Source organism: Sphingomonas sp. 4RDLI-65 (genome assembly GCF_049472435.1).
Lineage (GTDB): Bacteria > Pseudomonadota > Alphaproteobacteria > Sphingomonadales > Sphingomonadaceae > Sphingomonas.
The window spans coordinates 373,349-394,852 of record NZ_JBCEBT010000004.1; the positions used below are offsets into that span (position 1 = coordinate 373,349).

19 protein-coding genes, 1 tRNA gene and 2 pseudogenes are annotated in these 21,504 nt (G+C 65.5%); 12 read left to right on the forward strand and 10 right to left on the reverse strand.

The annotated features are described in order from the left end of the window. Positions 1 to 22: 22 nt before the first annotated feature. Positions 23 to 967 (reverse strand): outer membrane protein assembly factor BamD, encoded by a 945-nt coding sequence (locus VH567_RS12300; protein WP_423326497.1) that lies wholly within the window; start codon positions 965 to 967, stop codon positions 23 to 25. A gap of 146 nt (positions 968 to 1,113) precedes the next feature. On the opposite strand from VH567_RS12300, the gene VH567_RS12305 reads away from it, so the two are divergent. Further along, on the forward strand, positions 1,114 to 1,938 hold the full coding sequence (locus VH567_RS12305; RefSeq protein WP_423326499.1) for a class I mannose-6-phosphate isomerase: 825 nt from the start codon (positions 1,114 to 1,116) through the stop codon (positions 1,936 to 1,938). Between the two features lie 300 nt (positions 1,939 to 2,238). Next, positions 2,239 to 3,411, forward strand: coding sequence for a glycosyltransferase (locus VH567_RS12310; protein ID WP_423326501.1), 1,173 nt, complete (start codon positions 2,239 to 2,241; stop codon positions 3,409 to 3,411). A gap of 48 nt (positions 3,412 to 3,459) precedes the next feature. On the opposite strand, the gene VH567_RS12315 is transcribed toward VH567_RS12310, so the two are convergent. From VH567_RS12315 to yajC, 4 genes are read right to left on the reverse strand one after another with little or no spacing between them, the layout of a single operon-like run. After that, entirely contained in the window at positions 3,460 to 3,834 is a 375-nt protein-coding gene (locus VH567_RS12315; RefSeq protein WP_423326503.1) for an MTH938/NDUFAF3 family protein, read from the reverse strand. After that, a complete protein-coding gene (secF, locus tag VH567_RS12320) occupies positions 3,835 to 4,809 on the reverse strand; it encodes a protein translocase subunit SecF (RefSeq protein WP_423326505.1) in 975 nt (324 codons plus the stop codon). A 14-nt stretch (positions 4,810 to 4,823) separates the two neighbouring features. Then, the gene (secD, locus tag VH567_RS12325; protein WP_423326507.1) at positions 4,824 to 6,431 is read right to left on the reverse strand and encodes a protein translocase subunit SecD; all 1,608 of its coding nucleotides are present in this window, start codon (positions 6,429 to 6,431) and stop codon (positions 4,824 to 4,826) included. Next, positions 6,431 to 6,772 (reverse strand): preprotein translocase subunit YajC, encoded by a 342-nt coding sequence (yajC, locus tag VH567_RS12330; protein WP_423326509.1) that lies wholly within the window; start codon positions 6,770 to 6,772, stop codon positions 6,431 to 6,433. The genes secD and yajC overlap by 1 nt, the downstream gene beginning before the upstream one ends. Positions 6,773 to 7,027: 255 nt before the next feature. Between yajC and VH567_RS12335 the strand changes: the two genes are divergently transcribed. After that, positions 7,028 to 7,104 (forward strand) — tRNA-Pro (locus VH567_RS12335). A 129-nt stretch (positions 7,105 to 7,233) separates the two neighbouring features. On the opposite strand, the gene VH567_RS12340 is transcribed toward VH567_RS12335, so the two are convergent. Then, complete coding sequence (locus VH567_RS12340; protein ID WP_423326511.1) at positions 7,234 to 9,516, reverse strand: NADP-dependent malic enzyme; 2,283 nt, start codon at positions 9,514 to 9,516, stop codon at positions 7,234 to 7,236. 495 nt (positions 9,517 to 10,011) lie between these two features. On the opposite strand from VH567_RS12340, the gene VH567_RS12345 reads away from it, so the two are divergent. The 5 genes and pseudogenes from VH567_RS12345 (at position 10,012) to VH567_RS12365 (ending at position 13,819) form a co-directional block, all read left to right on the forward strand. Continuing rightward, the gene (locus tag VH567_RS12345) at positions 10,012 to 10,548 is read left to right on the forward strand and encodes a glycoside hydrolase family 108 protein (protein ID WP_423326513.1); all 537 of its coding nucleotides are present in this window, start codon (positions 10,012 to 10,014) and stop codon (positions 10,546 to 10,548) included. Between the two features lie 88 nt (positions 10,549 to 10,636). Then, positions 10,637 to 10,870, forward strand: a pseudogene (locus tag VH567_RS12350) (3TM-type holin); the annotation flags it as partial. A 188-nt stretch (positions 10,871 to 11,058) separates the two neighbouring features. Next, positions 11,059 to 11,601 carry an ATP-dependent protease subunit HslV gene (gene hslV, locus VH567_RS12355; protein WP_056066793.1) on the forward strand — a complete coding sequence of 181 codons (543 nt, stop codon included), beginning with the start codon at positions 11,059 to 11,061 and terminating at the stop codon, positions 11,599 to 11,601. 130 nt (positions 11,602 to 11,731) lie between these two features. Continuing rightward, positions 11,732 to 13,027: an ATP-dependent protease ATPase subunit HslU gene (hslU, locus tag VH567_RS12360; RefSeq protein ID WP_060526425.1), complete on the forward strand. Its 1,296-nt coding sequence runs from the start codon at positions 11,732 to 11,734 to the stop codon at positions 13,025 to 13,027. A 126-nt stretch (positions 13,028 to 13,153) separates the two neighbouring features. Beyond that, entirely contained in the window at positions 13,154 to 13,819 is a 666-nt protein-coding gene (locus VH567_RS12365) for a nitroreductase (RefSeq protein ID WP_423326515.1), read from the forward strand. A gap of 222 nt (positions 13,820 to 14,041) precedes the next feature. Here VH567_RS12365 and VH567_RS12370 read toward each other — a convergent pair whose 3' ends face one another. From VH567_RS12370 to VH567_RS12385, 4 genes are all read right to left on the reverse strand, one after another. Next, positions 14,042 to 14,308, reverse strand: coding sequence for a hypothetical protein (locus tag VH567_RS12370; RefSeq protein WP_423326517.1), 267 nt, complete (start codon positions 14,306 to 14,308; stop codon positions 14,042 to 14,044). A gap of 57 nt (positions 14,309 to 14,365) precedes the next feature. Next, positions 14,366 to 15,805 carry a DEAD/DEAH box helicase gene (locus tag VH567_RS12375; protein ID WP_423326519.1) on the reverse strand — a complete coding sequence of 480 codons (1,440 nt, stop codon included), beginning with the start codon at positions 15,803 to 15,805 and terminating at the stop codon, positions 14,366 to 14,368. 244 nt (positions 15,806 to 16,049) lie between these two features. Next, positions 16,050 to 16,766: a Crp/Fnr family transcriptional regulator gene (locus VH567_RS12380; RefSeq protein WP_423326520.1), complete on the reverse strand. Its 717-nt coding sequence runs from the start codon at positions 16,764 to 16,766 to the stop codon at positions 16,050 to 16,052. 193 nt (positions 16,767 to 16,959) lie between these two features. Next, on the reverse strand, positions 16,960 to 17,211 hold the full coding sequence (locus VH567_RS12385) for a DUF6894 family protein (protein WP_423326522.1): 252 nt from the start codon (positions 17,209 to 17,211) through the stop codon (positions 16,960 to 16,962). A gap of 175 nt (positions 17,212 to 17,386) precedes the next feature. Here VH567_RS12385 and VH567_RS12390 point away from each other — a divergent pair, with 175 nt between their 5' ends. From VH567_RS12390 to VH567_RS12405, 4 genes and pseudogenes are all read left to right on the forward strand, one after another. After that, positions 17,387 to 18,403 (forward strand): fumarylacetoacetate hydrolase family protein, encoded by a 1,017-nt coding sequence (locus VH567_RS12390; protein WP_423326524.1) that lies wholly within the window; start codon positions 17,387 to 17,389, stop codon positions 18,401 to 18,403. A 233-nt stretch (positions 18,404 to 18,636) separates the two neighbouring features. Further along, positions 18,637 to 19,926: a thiamine pyrophosphate-dependent enzyme gene (locus VH567_RS12395; RefSeq protein ID WP_423326526.1), complete on the forward strand. Its 1,290-nt coding sequence runs from the start codon at positions 18,637 to 18,639 to the stop codon at positions 19,924 to 19,926. A gap of 56 nt (positions 19,927 to 19,982) precedes the next feature. Then, complete coding sequence (locus VH567_RS12400) at positions 19,983 to 20,990, forward strand: alpha-ketoacid dehydrogenase subunit beta (RefSeq protein ID WP_128454696.1); 1,008 nt, start codon at positions 19,983 to 19,985, stop codon at positions 20,988 to 20,990. Further along, a pseudogene (locus VH567_RS12405) lies at positions 20,990 to 21,504 on the forward strand (biotin/lipoyl-containing protein); the annotation flags it as partial. The gene VH567_RS12400 and the pseudogene VH567_RS12405, both read left to right, overlap by 1 nt.

The window sequence follows — 21,504 nt, forward strand, 5'->3', positions numbered from 1 at the left end:
CCCTGAAGTCCGAGACTGCGCGTCAGCTTCCGGTGTTGGACGGCTGCCCGGCCGACCGCGGTGCCGGTGCACGCTCCGCCGGACCGGTCGGGGTGGAACCCGGCTCGTCCAGCTCGACCATCACCGACGGCGTACCCTTGGTGCCCACCGGCACCACCTGCTCGCCGGGCTTCATCGGCGGTACGGCGGGCACCTGGTTCTTCTTTAGCAGGTCATAGGCATGCTGGTACCAGTCGGTCCCGGGATAGTTGCGCCCGAGCACTGCGCCGGCCTTCTCGGCCTCGATCGGCACGCCGAGCGCCAGATACGTCTCGGTCAGTCGCATCAGCGCCTCAGGCGTGTGCGTGGTCTGCTGGAACTTGTCGATCACGGTGCGGAACCGGCCATTCGCCGCCAGCCACTGGCCGCGCGTCTCGTAGAACCGCCCGATCTCCATCTCCTTGCCGGCGAGATGGTCGTTGACCAGATCGATCTTCAGCCGTGCATCCGACGCATAGCGCGTGTTCGGATAGCGCCGCATCAGCTCGCCCAGCGAATCGAGCGCCTGCTTGGTGATCTTCTGGTCGCGCGTCACGTCGGTGATTTGCTCGTAATAGCCGAGCGCGATCAGGTAATAGGCGTAGGGCGCGTCGCGGTTGCCCGGATGGACCGCGAGGAAACGCTGTGCCGAGCTGATCGACGCCGTGTAGTCGCGGGCGAGGTAATAGCTGAACGCCGACATGATCTGCGCACGGCGCGCCCAGATCGAATAGGGATGCTGGCGCTCGACCTCGTCGAACAGCTGGGCGGCTTCCTTGTAGCGTCCCTGGTCGAGCCGCTGCTTCGCGGTCGAGTACAGCGTGCCCACGTCGCGCGCGACATAGGGCAGGTCGCCCTTGGACGCGCGACCGCTCGCACAACCGGCCATGGGGAGCGCAAGCGCGGCGATGAGCGTGACCGCGAGGGCACGAGACTGGGGGATACGCATTGGCGTTGTCCTTAGCGTATGCGGGGGTTGGCGAACAATCCCTTTCGCCATACCCGCATTGGGCCTTTCCGTCGGCTGGATCGCACGGCAATAGTCGCGCGTTGGTGCCCGCCATTCGAAGCGCCATTCACGTCGAGGATCATGTCATGCCGGCCACATTGTTGCACACCCACCGCGTCGAGAAGCCCTGGGGTCGCGACACGCTCTGGCCCGGATTCGACGATCCCGCACCCGGCTCGCCGCCGATCGGCGAGGTCTGGTTCCAGGAGCCCGGCAACACCACGCCCGACCTGCTGATCAAATACCTGTTCACGTCGCAGCAGCTGTCGGTCCAGGTCCATCCCGACGACGACCAGGCGCATGAGCGTGGCCTGCCGCGCGGCAAGGACGAGTGCTGGACGATCCTCGCCGCCGAGCCCGACTCGACGATCGCGGTCGGCACGAAGGCGCCGATCTCGAAGGACGATCTCCGCCAGTCGGCGATCGACGGCACGATCGAGGACAAGCTCGACTGGAAGCCGGTGAAGCCCGGCGACTTCATGTATTGCGCGTCGGACACGATCCACGCGATCGGCGGTGGCCTGACCGTGATCGAGGTCCAGCAGAACTCCGAGACCACGTATCGTCTTTATGATTATGGCAGCGACCGCGAACTCCACCTGAAGGACGGCATCGACGTCGCCGATCCGACCCCGTACGTCCCCGTCGCGCCGCCGATCGAGATCGAGACCGGCCGGACGATCATGGTCGAGGGGCCGAAGTTCGTGCTGGAGCGCTGGAAGGGCGGCGACCATGTCGTCAATTTGCCCGAGGGCACGACCGGCTGGGTGATCCCGATCACCGGCTCGGGCGATGTCGCAGGGGTCGCGTTCAAGGCTGGCGAATGCGCGACGATGACCGGTAGCGAGACGGTGTCGACGAGCGCGGATGCGGACGTGCTGTTCGCGTATCCGCTTGCAAAGCGGATCTGAGTTCAAACCTCATCTCCCGCTACCTTGTTCTCCCGCGAAGGCGGGAGCTCAGTCTGGGTCCCCGCCTTCGCGGGGATCCACAGTGATCGAGGACAAAAGTTCGTCAGCTGAATATCACCCCGGCGGAGGCCGGGGCCCAGTTGGAAAGGTGGCAATAATGGAGGACCACGCTCCGTTAGCTGCGTTCCACAACTGGGCCCCGGCCTCCGCCGGGGTGGCGTTTCATCGATCACGCGGCGCATAACCATCGGGCGTCCCCAAACTCACCCCACATTAACCCGGCCCCTGTAGCCACCAGCCATGCTCCGCGTCCTGACCCTTTCCACGCTGTTCCCGGATGCGACCCGCCCGAATTTCGGCGTCTTCGTCGAGCGCCAGACGCTCGGCCTAGCCGCGCACCCGAACGTATCGCTCCAAGCGGTAGCGCCGATAGGCCTCCCGCCAGGCCCGTTCCGCCGCCTCGGCCATTACGCGGCCCTCGCCAAGCTACCGACGCAGGAACGGTGGAAGGGCATCGAGGTACACCGTCCGCGTTTCATCGCGCTGCCGTTCACCAGAGGCCGCCACCACGCCGCCGCTCTTGAACGCGGGCTGACCCCGCTACTCGATACGATCCGCGAGGACTTCGCGTTCGACGTGATCGACGCGTCGTTCTTCTTCCCGGACGGCCCCGCCGCAGTCGCGCTCGGCAAACGCTACGGCGTGCCCGTCTCGATCAAGGCGCGCGGTGCCGACATCCACCATTGGGGCAATGCCCCCGCCACCGCTGCGCACGTCCGCAACGCTGGCCGCGACGCGACAGGCATGCTCGCGGTCAGCGCCGCGATGAAGGCCGACATGGTTGCGCTCGGTCTGCCCGCCGACCGGATTCGCGTCCACCACACCGGCGTCGACCAGGACCGCTTCCACCCGCTCGATCGCGCCAGCGCAAAGGCAGCCCTCGGCGTCGCAGGCCCGCTGGTTGTCTCGGTCGGCGCACTGATCCCGCGCAAGGGACACGACATCGTCATCGATGCGGTGGCGGCGCTCCCCGGGGTGACGTTGCTGATCGCAGGGGAGGGGCCCGAACGCGCCGCGCTTCGGGCACGGATCGCGCGCTACGGCATTGCCGGCCGCGTCCGCCTGCTCGGCGCCGTGCCGCACGCCGAGTTGCCGGCACTGGTTGCCGCCGCCGACGTCAGCGCACTGGCCTCGAGTTCGGAGGGCCTCGCCAACGCCTGGGTCGAGTCGCTTTCGTGCGGTACGCCGATCGTGATTACCGACGCGGGCGGCGCGTACGAGGTGGTGACGTCGCCGGATGCCGGCCGGGTCACGATCCGCGATGGCCTCGCGTTTGCGGCGGCGATCGGCGGACTGTTGTCGGATCCTCCCGCGCAGGAGGCCACGCGCGATGCTGCCGCATCGTTCACCTGGGACGCCAACACCGCCGCGTTGTACGAGCATCTCGCAGGGCTGGTCGCGGATCGCCGGTAAGATCTTCCACCTAGCGGGTGAAGACTAGCGTTACGCCCTAACTGCGGATCACCCCTCCAGAGGGTACAGCGCCGCGACGATCCAGCGACCTTCGCCGCGCAGCACCGCCCACGCGCGCGCCGCTGCCCGGCTGTCCATCGCCTCGATCCCGAACCCGCGTGCTTCGACCGCCCGCTTGAATGCGAGCGGCGGCTGGCGCAGCGCCGAACCCGTTCCCAACAACAGGAATTCCGGTGGCGGATCGAGCGCGAGCAATGCCGCCACGTCCGCTTCGCCAAGCGTCTCGAACGCCGGCGGCTCCCAGCCATCCGCGCGCTCGGGACTGATCGACAATGCGGTGTAATAGCCGTCGTCGACCTTGAACCCGGCCCGACCGATCGCCGAGATCATCGGCCCATCGGTCTTCTCGCGGTCCATCCTCATTTAACGCTCGACCTTCGGACCCACCCGCTCGGCACCGTCCTGCACGCCGCCCTTGCGCGGTGCAGGATCGGCTCGCAGCCCCAGCGTGATCAGCAGCGACGACGACACGTAGATCGACGAGTAGGTCCCAACGACGATACCCAGGATCATCGCCGCGGTGAACCCGCGCAGTACATGGCCGCCCAGCACCAGCATCGCGACCAGCGCGAGCAGGATCGTTACCGAGGTCATCACCGTGCGGGGCAGCGTCTCATTCACCGACAAATCGATGATCTCGCGCATGTCCATCTTCCGGTAGCGGCGCATGTTCTCGCGGATACGGTCGTCGATCACGATCTTGTCGTTGATCGAATACGAGATGATCGTCAGCACCGCCGCGACGATGTTGAGGTCGACCTCGAAATAATTCCGCATCAGCGCAAAGAAGCCGAGCGTCATCAACAGATCGTGGACGATCGCGACGATGGTCGAGACGCCGAACTGCCATTCGAACCGCACCACCGCGAACAGCGCGATACCCAGGATCGAAAGACCGACTGCCAGCAAGCCCTTGGTGATCAGTTCGTCGGAGACCTTGCCGGAGATCGTGTCGTACTTCGAGAAGGTCGAGCCCGGGAATTTCGCTACGATGTCGTCCGAAACCTTCTTCACCAGGCGGTTGGTTGCGCCTTCGTCACCGCTTTCCGGCAAGGGCAGTCGGATCGACAGCGTCTTGGGATCGCTGAAGGACTGGATCGAGGCTTCGCCGACGCCGAGCCGGTCGACCTCGGTCCGCACCGCCTCGATCGACGGCGGCGTCGCGAAGTTCTGTTCGATCAGCACGCCGCCGACGAAATCGACGCCCATGTTCAGACCGCGGAACGCGACGAGGCCGACCGCCAAAAGCGAGAGGATCAGGGTTAGCCCGAACGCCCATTTACGGAGCGAGACGAACTTCAGGTTCGTGTTGTCGGGTACGAGTTTCAGCAGGCGCATGGTTATCTCCCGCCTCAAATATTGATCGTGGTGGGGCGGTTCTTCCGCAGCCACAGCGCGACCATCATCCGGGTGAACGTCACGGCGGTGAACACCGACGTGCAGATCCCGATCAGCAGCACGACGGCGAAGCCCTTCACCGGACCCGAGCCGAGCAACAACATGATCACGCCGGTGATGGCGTGCGTCACGTTGGCCTCGAAGATCGTCCGCGAGGCCTCCTTGTAGCCCAGCTCGACCGACTGGATCACGCTACGCCCGCGTCGCCGCTCCTCGCGAATACGCTCGTTGATCAGCACGTTGGCATCCACCGCGGTCCCGATCGTCAGCACGAACCCGGCGATACCGGGCAAGGTCAGTGTCGCGTTCAGCATCGCCATGACGGCGACGATGACCAGGATGTTGATGACCACTGCGAGGTTCGCATACAGGCCGAACCGGCCATAAGTGACGAACATGAACACGATCACGAGCAGCGCGGCGACGATCGACGCCAGCACGCCGGCGCGGATCGAATCCTTGCCGAGATCGGGGCTGACGGTACTCTCGGCGATCGTCTTCAGCGCGACCGGCAGCTTGCCCGATCGCAGCGTGATCGCCAGTGCGTTCGCCGACTCGACCGTGAAGTTGCCCGAGATCGACGCACGACCGCCAAGGATCGGCTCGTTGATGTTCGGGGCCGAGATCACCGAATTGTCGAGGATGATCGCGAACGGCTTGCCGGTGTTATCCGTCGTGACCTTGGCGAAGCGACGTCCGCCGACCGCGTTGAACGTGATCGCCACCTGCGGCGCGTTGGTCTGCGGGTCGAACTCCTGGCGCGCATCGGCGAGCTGATCGCCCGAGATGATCACCGAGCGCTTGACCGCGATGAACGGTCCTTCTCCGCGAGGATTGTCCGGATAGGGAAGAACCTGGCTGCCGATCGGCGCGATGCCCTTGGCGAGATCCGTCGGGTTCGCGGTCTGATCGACCAGCTTGAATTCGAGCTTGGCGGTCTTACCGAGCAGGTCCTTGAGCGCCTGTGGGTTCTTCAACCCCGGCACCTGAACGACGATCCGCGTCGCGCCCTGGCGGACGATCGTCGGCTCCCTGGTGCCGAGTTCGTCGATACGGCGGCGGACGACTTCGGTCGCATCGTTCATCGCCGTGTCGATCGCCTGCGTCAGGCCGGCCTGGGTCGGCTTGAGCACGAACCGGCTCGTGTCGACGACGTTGATGTCCCACTCACGCTGGCCGCTCATGCCCGCGCCACCGCCGGTGATCGCCAGCAGACGCTCGCGCGCGGCATCGACCTGCGAAGGATCACGCAGCAGGAAGGTCAGCTGGCCGCCCCGCGTGGAAATGTCGCCGATCTCGATCCGCGGCGTTCCATTGCGCATCGTCCCCGCCACGCTGTCGCGCATCGCCTCGATCCGCGTCGCAGCGAGGTCGGCGGTATCCGCCTCAAGCAGCAGATAGCTGCCGCCGGCGAGATCGAGGCCGAGGTTGACGCGGGAATGCGGAATCCGCCCCCATGTGCTCGTGGTGCTCTCGGGGAGGAAACTCGGGATCGCCAGCAGGCACAATGCCACCAGCAACCCGATGATCGACCCGACCTTCCAGCGCGGAAAATCCAACATCAGTCGTTTGCCGGCTTCGTGTTCGGGCTGGTGATGTCGGTCAGCGTCGACTTGACGACCCGCACGCGGACGTTCGGCGCGATCTCGACCTCGACAACATTATCCTCGACCTTGGTCACCTTGCCGAGGATCCCGCCCGAGGTCACGACGCTGTCGTTCTTCTTCACCGCGGCGACCGACGCCTGCAGCGCCTTCATGCGCTTTTGCTGCGGGCGGATCATCAGGAAATAGAACACGACGAACACGAGGAAGAGCGGCGCGAGGCTCAGGAACGAGGCGATCCCGCCCCCCGCCGTCGTGGCGCCGTCTGCGGCCTGGGCAAAAGCTGGTGAGATGAACATGAAGGTCCGTATCTGGCTGGGCCGTAGAAGGCGCAAGGATGGGTCGGGCCGGACGTCGCGCGTCGCGCCCGCATTGGTCCGCCCGCTATCATCGCTTGGAACCTCGCGCAACAGATCGCCACAGGATGAGACGTGGGCGTCATGCGACCGGGCGCATCTAACATGGCTGCCGACATCGCCGCCGTGTTCGGGCTTGCATCAGGCGCGGACCCCGCGTAGTGCGCCCCCCTCGGGTCGCCTTGCGGCCCGTTCGGTCGGAGCGTAGCGCAGCCTGGTAGCGCACCACACTGGGGGTGTGGGGGTCGCAGGTTCGAATCCTGTCGCTCCGACCATTTTCTTACATCGATACGTATCGGCAGATTAAGTCTTGCCTGTTCCCTCGCGAACGCGGGGGCCCAGGACCACGAACGCTGCCGCCCGTAACCCCGGGCTCCCGCTTTCGCGGGAGAACCGAAAGGTGCTTACGCCGTCTCGCTCACCGTTGCCGCATGACCCACCGCCACCGCGCTCAAATTCACGATCCCCCGCGCGGTCACGCTCGGCACCATCATCTGCAGCGGCTTGGCGAGGCCCAGCAGCATCGGCCCCAACGGCAGCGATTCGGTCGACGCCGAGAGCAGCGACACCGCGATGTTCGCCGCATCGATGTTCGGCATCACCAGCAAATTCGCCGAGCCCGTAAGCGGGCTATCCGCGACCAGCCGCCGCCGCAGCGCCTCCGACAGCGCCGCATCGCCGTGCATCTCACCGTCGAACTCGAACTCCGGCGCGAACTCCTTCAGCAACGCATGCCCCGCGCGCATCTTCTGCGCCGACGGCGACCGCGACGCACCGAAGCTCGAATGCGACAGCAACGCCGCCTTCGGCTCGATCGCGAACGCCCGCACCGCTTCGGCCGCCAGTAGCGTCATCTCGGCGATCTGCTCGGCGGTCGGATCGACCGTGACGTGCGTATCGCAGAAGAACAGGCTGCCGGTGCGCAGGATCACGGCCGACATCGCATACAGCCGCGAGACGCCAGGCATCCGCGGGATCAGCGGCATGATGTACGTCATCTGCGTCCACCAGTCGCCGATGCCACCACACAAGGCCGCGTCGACGCGACCCTCGCGCAGCAGCATCGCCGCGGCCACGCTCGGTCGCGTCCGCAGCGCGCGCTCGGCGCTGTCGGGCGGCGTGCCGCGACGACCGACCAGCGCGTTGTACCCAGCGAGCAACGGATCGAACACCTCGCGGTCGGTACCCGGATCGAGCACCTCGACATCGGTGCCGATCGACATGCGCAGGCCGCTCGCCTCGATCTTCTGGCCGATCACCTCGCGCCGCCCGATCAGCACCGGGCGACCGATACCCTCGTCGATCACCGTCTGCACCGCGCGCAGCGTCCGGTCGTCCTCGCCCTCTCCATACGCGATCGAACGCCCGGCCTGCTTGGCACGTGCGAAGATCGGCCGCATCAGCTGGCCCGACCGATACACGAACACTTCGAGATCACGCAGATATGCGTCGAAATCCTCGATCGGCCGCGTCGCCACGCCCGACTCCATCGCCGCCTTCGCCACGGCGGGCGCGACATGCAGGATCAGCCGCGGATCGAACGGCTTGGGGATGATGTAGGTCGGCCCGAACACCGGCGTCGCGCCGCCGTAAGCGGTGACTACGACGTCGGACGCAGTGGCTCGTGCGAGCGCCGCGATCGCGTCGACCGCGGCAACCTTCATCGCCTCGTTGATCTCGGTCGCGCCGACGTCGAGCGCCCCGCGGAAGATGAACGGGAAGCACAGCACGTTGTTGACCTGGTTCGGGAAATCCGAGCGGCCAGTGGCGATGATCGCGTCGGGCCGGGTCGCATGGACCAGCGCCGGCTGGATCTCTGGCTCCGGGTTCGCCAGCGCCAGGATCAGCGGATCCGGCGCGAGCAGGTGCAGCCATTCCTGCTTCAGCACGCGCGGCGCCGACAGCCCGAGGAAGATATCCGCGCCCTCCAGCACGTCCGGCAAGGTCCGCGCATTCGTCTTCCGCGCATACCGCGCCATGTTCGGCGGCATCACGTCGCCGCGATCGGCATGCACCACGCCGGCGATATCGGTCAGCGTCACGTTCTCGGGATTGAGCCCCATCGACACCAGCAGGTCGACCGTCGCCAGGGCCGCCGCTCCGGCGCCCGACGTCACCAGCTTCATCTGGTCGAGCCGCTTGCCGCGCAGCTCGAGCACGTTGCGGACCGCGGCGGCACACACGATCGCGGTGCCGTGCTGGTCGTCATGGAACACCGGGATGTTCATCAGCTCGCGCAGCTTCGTCTCGATCTCGAAGCATTCGGGCGCCTTGATGTCCTCGAGATTGATCCCGCCGAACGTCGGCTCGAGCACGCGGACCGCCTCGATGAACGCCTGCGGATCAAGCTGGTCGATCTCGATGTCGAAGCAGTCGATCCCGGCGAACTTCTTGAAGAGCACCGCCTTGCCCTCCATCACCGGCTTCGACGCAAGCGCACCGATCGCGCCTAGGCCCAGCACCGCGGTGCCGTTGGTGATGACCGCAACGAGATTGCCCCGCGCGGTATAATCCCGCGCCTTGTCGGGATCGGCGGCGATTTCCTCGCACGCGGCGGCAACGCCCGGCGAGTAAGCGAGCGCCAGATCGCGCTGCGTCGCCATCCGCTTGGTAGCTTCGACCGAGAGCTTACCGGGCTTTGGATAGCGGTGATAATCGAGCGCGGCTTTGCGGAAATCGTCTTCCATGGTCTTCCTAACCTGTCGGCCGCGGCGGCGACCGGGTGATCCAGAGCGCGCGGGCAGGGCCCGCCGCGTCGAATGTTCAAGGGAGCGCATAGCCTTAGGGGCACCGATCCGCCAACCCCGCGCGGACGTAGCGTCGGTTTGGGGGAGGGCTGACTCAAGCTTGGCACCAGCCCGGCGAAGGCCGGGGGCCAGCTGGAACGTCGGAGCTAACGAAGCGCTGCCCTCCGTTAGCGCCGTTCCCCCAACTGGACCCCGGCTTCCGCCGGGGAGGTGCGATCTGGGATGCGACCTAACGATCCTCCCCCGCCAGGGGGAGGTGGCACCGAAGGTGTCGGAGGGGGAGGCAAGCGATCATGTCTGTTGCGTGTCCTCCCCCTCCGTCTGGCAAGCGCCAGCCGCCTCCCCCTTGCGGGGGAGGATTGGGAATAAGCGAATCCCCTGTCCTACAACGAACCAATATGGTTCGCTCCCGCCACCAAAACCGGGGAGCTCATCATGAAAATCGACCACCTGATCGACGCCGTAATTGACCGCGAAGGCGGCTACACTAACCACCCGGCGGACCGAGGCGGCCCCTCCCGCTACGGCATCACGCAAGGCGTGGCTCGCACCAACGGCTACACCGGCGACATGCGCAATTTCCCCCGCGCACAGGCCGAAGAGATCTACTGCCGCCTATACTGGACCCGCCCGGCCTTCGACCAGATCGCCCCCCGAGCCCCGAAAATCGCCGAAGAACTCTTCGACACGGGCGTCAACATGGGCCCCGCGGTCGCCTCCACCTTCCTCCAACGCGCGCTCAACGCGCTCAACCGAGGCGCCACCGACTATCCCGACATGACCCTCGACGGCCGCATCGGCCCCGCGACCCTGACCGCGCTCGACGCCTTCCTCGCCCGCCGAAAACCCGGCGGCGAGACCGTGCTCCTGAAGGCGATCGAGGCGCTTCAAGGCGAACGCTACGTCGCCCTTGCTGAGACCCGCCCCGCCAACGAGGCCTTCCTCTACGGCTGGCTGGCCAACCGCACCTGACGCCCGCAACGAAACGCTCCCAGCGTCTATATTTCCTATACTTCACTTTTGCTGGAGACAGCCAATGACCCCGCAACCCCTTGATCCAGCGCCAGACGTTTGGATCACCCGAGCTCGCCCGACGTTCCTCTACGTTATGTACACGCTGCTGCTCGGTGCGATTCCGGCAGGCCTGATCGCCGCCGTCCGCCCGCAGATGACGCAGGCGATCGCCGTCGGCATGTCCGCGTACCTGAACGCGATCCCCGAACCGCTCTACGCGCTCTTCGGCACCGGCTATCTCGGCTATACGGTCGCGCGTGAATGGGGGAAGGGGCGCTAACCGCCCAAACCTCCTCCGTCATTCCCGCGGAGGCGGGAACCCATATTAGCTGATCTCGGCGATGAAGCGACACGTTCGCCCGTCTGGATCCCCGCCTGCGCGGGGATGACGTAGATGCGCGAGGGCGGGGGCGTTGCACCCCCGAAACCGCACCCTACATCGCGGCTATGAGCAACGACCCCCACGCCATGCCGACATGGCACGGCACCACCATCCTCTCGGTCCGCCGCGGCGGCAAGGTTGTCGTCATTGGTGACGGCCAGGTCTCGATGGGCCAGACCGTCATGAAACCCAACGCGCGCAAAGTCCGCCGACTGGGCGACGGCAGCGTCATCGGCGGGTTCGCCGGCGCGACCGCGGACGCCTTCACCTTGTTCGAACGTCTCGAACGCAAACTTGAAGCGCACCAGGGCCAGCTTCTGCGCGCCGCGGTCGAACTCGCCAAGGACTGGCGCACCGACAAGTTCCTCCGAAACCTCGAAGCGATGATGATCGTCGCCGACAAGGATGTGACGCTAATCCTCACCGGCAACGGCGACGTGCTCGAGCCCGAGAACGGCGTCGCCGCGATCGGCTCCGGCGGCAACTACGCCCTCGCCGCCGCCCGAGCGTTGGTCGAATACGAGACCGATGCGGAAGTGTTGTGCCGCAAAGCAATGGGCATAGCGTCCGAGCTCTGCGTCTACACCAACGACCGCCTCACGGTCGAAACGATGGATTCGACCACGTAACTCCTTCTCCCCCTCCCGCAAGCGGGAGGGGGCAGGGGGTGGGCGCCCGCTCACCTCCAGCGCCAACCTTCGAGGGAAGCGCGAGCCCACCCCCAACCCCTCCCGCCTGCGGGAGGGGAGCGAGATCAAAATGAACGACCAGCTCACCCCAAAGGCAATAGTCGCCGCGCTCGACGCCCACATCATCGGCCAGGCCGCCGCGAAACGCGCCGTCGCCGTGGCCATGCGCAACCGCTGGCGCCGCCAGCAGCTCAGCGAAGACCTCCGCGACGAGGTCACGCCGAAGAACATCCTGATGATCGGGCCGACCGGCTGCGGCAAGACCGAGATCAGCCGCCGTCTGGCAAAACTCGCCGACGCGCCGTTCGTGAAGGTCGAGGCGACCAAGTTCACCGAGGTCGGCTATGTCGGCCGCGACGTCGAACAGATCGCCCGCGACCTCGTTGAGGAAGCGATCCGCCTCGAAAAGGAACGCCGTCGTATAGCCGTCAAGGACAAGGCCGAAGAGGCGGCAATGGGGCGCCTGCTCGACGCGCTGGTCGGCAAGGATTCGAGCACCGCGACGCGCGAAAGCTTTAAGCAGCGCTTTCTGGACGGCCATCTGAACTCCGCCGAAGTCGAGATCGAGGTAGAGCAGGCGCCGACCACGCCGTTCGAAATTCCCGGCGGCGCGCCGCAGATGATCAATCTCGGCGAGATGATGAAGTCGTTCGGCGGCGGTCAGCAATTGAAGCGCCGCAAGCTGACGGTCCACGCGGCATGGGACAAGCTCGTCGAGGAAGAGGCCGACAAGCGCCTCGACCAGGACGAAGTCAGCCGCGCGGCGCTGGCCGATGCGGAGGCCAACGGCATCGTCTTCCTCGACGAGATCGACAAGATCGCGGTCAGCGACGGCCGTGGCGGCTCGATCAGCCGCGAAGGCGTCCAGCGCGACCTGCTGCCCCTGATCGAGGGCACGACGGTAGCGACGAAGTATGGCCCGATGAAGACCGACCACATCCTCTTCATCGCGTCGGGCGCGTTCCACGTCGCCAAGCCGAGCGACCTGCTCCCCGAACTCCAGGGCCGCCTGCCGATCCGCGTCGAACTCAAGGGCCTCACCGAAGCCGATTTCGTCGCCATCCTGTCGGACACCAAGGCGTCGCTGCCGCTCCAATACAAGGCGCTGATCGCGACCGAAGGCGTCGGCATCGAATTCACCGAAGACGGCATCGCCGCGATTGCGCGCATCGCCGCAGAGGTGAACTCGGAGATCGAGAACATCGGCGCGCGTCGCCTGCAGACGGTGATGGAGAAGCTGCTGGAGGAGGTCAGCTACAACGCCGAAGACCGCGGCGGGTCGAACCTCGTCATCGACGGCGCGTATGTCGACAGCCAGCTGAAGGAAATCGCGCGGAACACGGACCTGAGCCGCTTCGTGCTATAAGCAAGTAGGGGAAGGCAGACCTTCCCCCATCCGTTTGTGCTGAGCGAAGTCGAAGCACATGGGGCCGAGGCCCTTCGACTTCGCTCAGGGCGAACGGGGTGGGGCAGGGCTTATGGGAGAAAACTGATGGACGTGACCGAAGCCATAGCCGCTCGCCGCTCCGTCCGAGGCTTCCTCGACACGCCGGTCGACGCAGTTCTACTCCATGACCTGGCCGTTAAAGCATCCCGAGCAGCGACTGGCGGTAATCTCCAGCCCTGGCATATCGCCATCGTCCAGGGCGACGCCATGGTTCGTCTCAAGGCCACCATGGCGGACAAGATCGCGACCGGCGCGTCCGAAGCAACTGCCTACGACATCTATCCTAAAGACCTCGTTGCTCCGTACCGCGACCGCCGCTTCGCAGTCGGCGAAGCGATGTACGCGCACCTCGGCATCCCCCGCGACGACAAGCTGGCACGGCTGAAATGGTTCGCCCGAAATTTCGAATTTTTCGGCGCTCCCGCTGCGTATTTCTGCACGGTCGACCGGCGGATGGGCCCGCCGCAATGGTCGGACCTCGGCATGTACCTGCAAAACCTAATGCTGCTCGCGGTGGATGCGGGGCTAGCGACCTGCCCGCAGGAATGCTGGGCGATGTATCCAGAGACGATCGGGACGTTCCTGGACATGCCCGACGACCGCATGCTCTTCTGCGGCATGGCGATCGGCTACGAAGACAAAAGCGCGCCTGCCAATGCGTTGCGCACGGAGCGAGCGGACGAAGCGGAATGGCTGACAACGATCCGCTGATTTAGGCCATCGAAGCTAACCAAAACACCACCCCGGCGGAGGCCGGGGCCCAGTTGGGAGGCGGTTGTAACGGAGGGAGGTGCTTCGTTACGCTGGCCTTGCCAATTGGGCCCCGACCTTCGCCGGGGTGGTGTATGCGTGCTGAGTGTGTGTACGCCAAGCTTGTTCACCCGCGAAGGCGGGTGCCCAGACTGGAGCCCCGCCTTCGCGGGGAAACAAGGATTAGAGGATTACCGTCACCGGCTTGGCGCTCTTGATCCCCGCGAGGATCATCGCTTCCCAGATCGCCGGATCCCCCGCCGCGGCCATCGCCTTGTCGGGCTCGCGCAACGTCTTCAGCACCGCCAGTGCATCCGGCAGGTAATCCGGCCAGGCATCGTCGATCAGCCGCGACGCCGACTCGGCATCTCCGCCGGCGTTGCAGCTGATCCGCTGTCCCGCCAGCACGCGCGCGACGCGTTCGGCAACCGGTGTCGTGGAAACGTCCATGAGCATTCTCCTCGCGGGCTGGTCTATACCAAACCCGCGAGGCGAACGAATGCTCCTTTAGCGTGCCGAGCTCGGCCCTGCACCGCGCGCAGGACCACGGCCGCCACCGCCGCCGCCGGCTGGACGACCGCCACCGGCAGGACGACCGCCGCCCTGGCCACCCGGACGACCACCACCTTGGGGACGACCGCCGCCGCCACCCTGGCCGCCACGGCTCGCGCCCGCATAGTTGCGACCGTTGCTGCCCGTGGGGTTAGCCGAATGCGTTGCGCGCGGACGTGCCGGATCGCGCGGACGGTCGATCCGGACCTCGGGATCGGCACCCATCGTCTTGACGCGCGTCTGCTTGATCTGGTTCGACAGGTTCACGAAATCGTCCGGCAGCGACCGGACCTGGACCTTCTGGCGGGTGATCCGCTCGATGTCGCGCAGGTACGCCTTCTCGTCATCCGCGCAGAACGCGACGGCGATGCCGCTGGCGCCCGCACGCGCGGTACGGCCGATGCGGTGGACATACTGCTCGGCGACGTTCGGCAGCTCGAAGTTGATGACGTGCGAAACGCCCGAGACGTCGATGCCGCGGGCGGCGATGTCGGTCGCGATCAGGACCTTGACCTTGCCCTGCTTGAACTCGCCGAGTGCGCGCTCGCGCTGGCCCTGGCTCTTGTTGCCGTGGATCGCGTTGGAGGCGATGCCGTTGCCCGCGAGCAGCTTCACGACGCGGTCGGCGCCATGCTTGGTACGCGTGAACACGAGCGCACGGTCGATTGCCGGATCGGCCAGCGTGATCGTCAGCAGCGCCTGCTTCTCGGACTGGTTGCAGAAGGTGACATACTGGTCGACGCGCTCGGCGGTCGTCGCGGCCGGCTTCACCGACACGGTCTTCGGGTCGAGCAGGAACTGCGACGCCAGCTCGCGGATCGCGACCGGCATCGTCGCCGAGAAGAACAGCGTCTGGCGCTTCTTCGGCAGCATGCGGACGATCTTCTTCAGCGCGTGGATGAAGCCGAGGTCCATCATCTGGTCGGCTTCGTCGAGCACGAGGATCTCGATCATCGACAGGTTCACGAAGCCCTGCTCGATGAGGTCGATCAAACGGCCCGGCGTGGCGACGAGGATGTCGACACCGCGGCTCATGTCCTGGCGGTTCTTGTTGATGCTGGTGCCGCCGAACACGGTCGTCACCGACATCTTGCTGAACTGGCCGTAGGCGCGGGCGCTGTCGGCGATCTGGCTGGCCAGTTCGCGGGTCGGCGCGAGCACGAGCATGCGGCAATGCGTCGGCAGGACGCGCTTCTGGTTTTCGGTCAGGCGCTGGATCGACGGCAGCACGAACGCCGCGGTCTTGCCGGTGCCGGTCTGTGCGATGCCGAGCAGATCGCCACCCTCGAGCAGGATCGGGATCGACTGTGCCTGGATCGGCGTCGGCTCGGTATAGCCCTTGGCTTCGAGCGCACGGACGAGCGGCTCGGCAAGGCCGAGGTTTGCAAATGACATGAATAGTCTCTCAAATAGATGCCGGGCTCGCGAATCCACACAAGGACGCGCGAGGGGCGGTGGTGTTTTGACACCCCGCGTGAAAAGGGAAGCCCGTTGGAAACGACCGAGGCGGAGCTAAGACCCTAAGGTCCAATCACGCTGCATTACGCCTCGATAGGCCGCAACTGCAGCAAACCGCGCGAAAAGTCAACTTGAGCGAGTGTTCCCGCCAGATCGGGACCAGATCCGTGCCGGGTCCGGATCAGATCCGCGTCTGGTTCAGGTGCAGATAGCGTTCGTTGAACTCCGCGGTATCGCGCAGGCCGGGCCAGTCTATCACGCTGACCTGGCGCTTTTTCCGCGCGATCAATCCCGCCGCCTCGAGCGACTTCAGCACGCGATTGACGTGCACCGGCGTCAGGCCGAGCGCATCGCCGAGTTGTTCCTGCGTCATCGGCAGCTCATACGCCATGTCGTTCCCCGCCGATTTCCGGAAGCGCACGGAGAATTCGCAGAGCAGGTGCGCGAGCCGCGTCCGGGCGTTGCGGCGACCGACGTTCAGCAGCCACTCGCGGTGGATCGACGATTCGATCAACGCGTCAACCCACAGGGCGTGGCCGGCGACGGGGCAGGCTGAGATCAGTTCGCGCAACGCGCTGATCGGCACGTCGGCCAGCGTCAGTCGCGTCAGCGCCTGGATGTCGTGATCCGATTCCTCGAGGAACAGGTTCTGCAGATCGACGAATTCGCCGGGCATGACGATCGACACGATCTCGCGCTCGCCATTCGGCGTCAGCTTCTGGCGATAAGCGAGCCCTTCAATGATGAACGCGCACCGCGTCGGATGCTGGCCCTCGCGCAGCATATAGGTCGAGGCATCGATCGTCCGCACCTTGAACGGCAAGGCGGCGACCAATGCGCAATCGGCAGCACTCATCGTCACTCGCGACGCGAACTTTCGAATCAACTGATCAGTCACGGTGGAGATATCCACGTGCACGCTCCGCATCCCGGGCAGGAGCATTCCCCTCGCTGTCACCTCCATTGGGATAGCGCGAAGTATCGGACTCGACCTTATCCCAGGATTGAGCTCGTCGACAAAACCCATGTTATTGTCACGAGCGGCGCGTGCATGTCGTGAATGTGACGGATCGCCGCGCTCAGGGCCGCGCTCAGGGCTGTGACATTCCCGTCGCGACGGGGTCGCTGGCGGTAACCTCCACGTTCAGCAGGATCGTGCCGCCCTCGTCGCGGACTGCGACGCTGAAACGGCTTCCGTTGCCGACCAGATCGGGGTGTTCGCGCAGATAATCGCCGGCGAATATTACCGCCTGCATCCGGGCTTCGTCGGCATTCGCCAGGTCCGTGCCCTCGTCGTCGACATAGCGTTCGTGATTGTCGATATCGAAGAAGTATCTGGGCATGCTGGATATCCTCGATCCGGGGGTGACGTCCTGCATACCGCGAAGGTAACGCCTCCGCTCTTACTAAAATCAGGTTTGGGGCTGGCGCATAGTCATCTGGGTCGTGCAACGTGAGTGCTCGACTTGCGTCGGAACAAAGGCGTAGGAGTCGGGAAAACATGGAGAGGATCAGCACATGAAACTGGCCAGCCTGAAGCATCCCGATGCGACACGGGGACGAGACGGCAAGCTCGTCGTCGTCTCGAACGACCTCGCCTGGTACGCCGATGCGGGGCATATCGCGCCGACGTTGCAGGCCGCACTCGACGACTGGGAGCGATTGGCGCCCGATCTGGAGAATCTTTCGACCGATCTCGAACACGAGATGATTCCGATGCGGCGTTTCCACGAGCACGATGCCGAGTCGCCGCTGCCGCGCGCGTATCAATGGGCGGACGGCTCGGCCTATGTGAACCACGTGGCGCTGGTGCGACAGGCGCGTGCGGCGGAGATGCCCGACAGCTTCTGGCATGATCCCCTGATGTATCAGGGTGGATCGGACGGCTTCCTGGCCCCGCGCGATCCGATCCCGCTCGCCGACGAGGCGTGGGGCTGCGACATGGAGGGCGAGGTGGTGGTCGTCACCGGCGACGTGCCGATGGGCGCGACCCGTGACGAGGCCCTGGCGGCGATCCTGCTGGTCGGACTGACCAACGACGTGTCGCTGCGCAATCTGATTCCCGGCGAGCTCGGCAAGGGCTTCGGCTTCTTCCAGTCGAAGCCCGCCAGCGCGTTTTCCCCCGTGTTCGTGACGCCGGCGGCGCTCGGCGACTGGTGGAAGGACGGCAAGCTGCACCGGAAACTGATGGTCGACCTCAACGGGCAGCCGCTCGGCCGTGCGGAAGCGGGCGAGGACATGACGTTCGATTTCGGTACTTTGGTGGCGCACGCCGCCAAGACGCGCAAGCTTGGCGCGGGAACGATCGTCGGCTCGGGCACCGTCTCGAATCGCGGTACCGATGGTGGCCCCGGCAAGTCGGTCGCGGACGGCGGAGTGGGATACTCCTGTCTCGCCGAGGTGCGGACGATCGAGACGATCCAGGGCGGCAAGCCCGTCACGCCGTTTCTCAAGAAGGGCGATACCGTGCGGATCTGGGCGGAGGACGACAAGCGCCACCCGATCTTCGGGGTGATCGAACAGACGGTTGAATAGATAGCCCGATCCTCCTTGTTTCCCCGCAAAGGCGGGGACCCAGTCTGGGCTCCCGCCTTCGCGGGAGAACAAGGAGTTGGCGGAATAGCCTGCGTAAGTGTTTCAGCCGGCCCGTAATATCTACCCGATCATCGCCCTCCCAAAAATCCCCTCGCAATCGACGTTGAAATTTAATAACAAGCTTCGGTAAGAGTGTTCCGCGGTCACAGCGGCCTCATGGAGATGGAATCACGATGGCAAGCGAGCATCCGCGCGCCAATTTGCAGCCGCTCACGCTGCATATCCCCGAGCCGAAGTTCCGCCCCGGCGACGCGGTGGACTTCGCCGAAGTCGACGTGCCGCCCGCTGGCGAGGCGCGCCGCCCCGATACTGCGGACAAGGCGTCCGACTTCATCGATCTCGCCTATACATTGGTCCGCGTGCTCGACGACGACGGCAACGCGGTCGGCCCCTGGGACCCCAAGCTTTCGCCCGACGTGATGCGCCGCATGTTGCGCAGCATGGCGCTGCTCCGCGCGTTCGACGAGCGCATGTTCCGCGCGCAGCGGCAGGGCAAGACCAGCTTCTACATGAAGGCGCTCGGCGAGGAGGCGGTCGCGGTCGCGGCGGCGTACGCGCTCGATTACGAGGATATGTGTTTCCCCTCGTACCGCCAGCAGGGGCTGCTGATCGCACGGGGCTGGAGCCTCGTCGACATGATGAACCAGATCTATTCGAACACGGCGGACAGGCTCGGCGGTAAGCAGCTGCCGATCATGTATTCGGTCAAGGAAGCCGGCTTCTTCTCGATCTCCGGCAACCTCACCACGCAATACCCGCAGGCAGTCGGCTGGGCGATGGCGTCCGCCGCCAAGGGCGACACGCGGATCGCTGCGACGTGGTGCGGCGAAGGCTCGACCGCGGAGGGCGACTTCCACTCGGCGCTGACATTCGCGACGGTTTACCGCGCGCCTGTAATCTTCAACATCGTCAACAACCAGTGGGCGATTTCCAGCTTCTCCGGGTTCGCGGGTGCCGAGGCGACGACGTTCGCGGCACGCGCGGTCGGCTACGGCATCGCCGGGCTCCGCGTCGACGGCAATGACGCGCTGGCGGTCTACGCAGCGACCGAATGGGCTGCCGAGCGCGCGCGCACCAACCAGGGCCCGACGCTGATCGAGCACTTCACCTACCGCGCGGAAGGTCATTCGACCTCCGACGATCCCGGCCAGTATCGCAGCGAGGGCGAGCCCAACGCCTGGCCGCTCGGCGACCCGATCAAGCGCCTGAAGAATCACCTCATCCAGATCGGTGAATGGGACGAGGAGCGCCACGTCGCGCAGGACAAGGAACTCGCCGAGCAGGTGAAGGCCGCGCAGAAGGAAGCCGAGAAGAACGGCATCCTCGGCCACGGCCTCCACCAGCCGCTCGAGTCGCTGTTCGACGGCGTGTTCGAAGAAATGCCATGGCACTTGAAGGAGCAGCGCCAACAGATGCTCGACGAGGAAACGGCCAGCGGCCGTCCATGGGATCGCAAGGCATGAGCGACATGACGCAAGCACCCGAGTCCGAAGCAGCGGGCGCCGAACCCACCACCCGCATGAACATGATCCAGGCGATCAACTCCGCCATGGACATCATGATGGCGCGCGATCCGGACGTGATCGTCATGGGCGAAGACGTCGGCTATTTCGGTGGCGTGTTTCGCGCGACCGCCGGTCTCCAGGCCAAGCACGGCAAGACCCGCGTGTTCGACACCCCGATCACCGAATGCGGCATCATCGGCGTCGCGGTCGGCATGGGCGCGTACGGACTGCGCCCCGTCCCCGAGATCCAGTTCGCCGACTACATCTACCCCGCGCTCGACCAGCTCGTATCCGAAGCCGCGCGTCTCCGCTACCGCTCGGCGGGCGAGTTCACCTCGCCGATCACGGTCCGCTCGCCGTTCGGCGGCGGTATCTTCGGCGGCCAGACGCACAGCCAGTCGCCGGAGGGGCTCTTCACCCACATGTCGGGCATCAAGACGGTGATCCCGTCGACGCCCTATGACGCGAAGGGCCTGCTGATCGCCGCGATCGAGGACAATGATCCAACGCTCTTCTTCGAACCCAAGCGCATCTACAACGGCCCGTTCGACGGCTATTGGGATCGCCCGTCGCAGAACTGGTCGAAGCACCCCGCCGGCGAAGTCCCGACCGGCTATTACAAGATCGAGCTCGGCAAGGCGAAGATCGTCCGCGCGGGCGAGGCGCTCACGATCCTCGCCTACGGTACGATGGTGCACGTCTGCACCGCGGTCGTCGCCGAGGCGGGCATCGACGCGGAGATCGTCGACCTGCGCACGCTCGTGCCGCTCGATATCGAGACGATCGAGGCGTCCGTGAAGAAGACCGGCCGCTGCATGATCGTGCACGAGGCGACTCGCACCAGCGGGTTCGGCGCCGAGCTGTCGGCGATCGTCCAGGAACGCTGTTTCTACCATCTCGAAGCGCCGATCGAGCGCGTGACCGGGTTCGATACGCCGTACCCGCACAGCCTCGAATGGGCGTATTTCCCAGGGCCGGTCCGTATCGGCGAAGCCCTGAAAAAGATCATGAAGGACGCATAATGGCCCGCTTCACCTTCAAGCTGCCGGACATCGGCGAAGGCATTTCCGAGGCCGAGATCGTCGCGTGGCACGTCGCCATCGGCGACCGCGTCGAGGAGGATTCGCCGATCGCCGACATGATGACCGACAAGGCCACCGTCGAGATGGAATCGCCGGTGACCGGCGTCGTGGTCGAACTCGCGGGCGAAGTCGGCGACCAGGTGTCGATCGGCGCCGCGCTGGTGGTGATCGAGACCGACGCGGTCGATGCGGCGGACGAAGTAGTCGCCGCGCCGCTGACCTCGGCGCAGGCCGAAACCGCCGAACAATACGAAGCCGAGAACCCGGGCGTCGAAGAGGTAGTCGATGCAACTCCCTCTCCCCTGCGGGGAGAGGGTAGGGGTGAGGGGCAGCCCCAGGCGGAAACGCTGGCAACTGCCCCGGGSYSWSRSSMRRYCSSAGGCGGAAACGCTGGCAACTGCCCCAACCCCTCACCCCAGCCCTCTCCCCGCAGGGGAGAGGGAGCAGAAGGGCG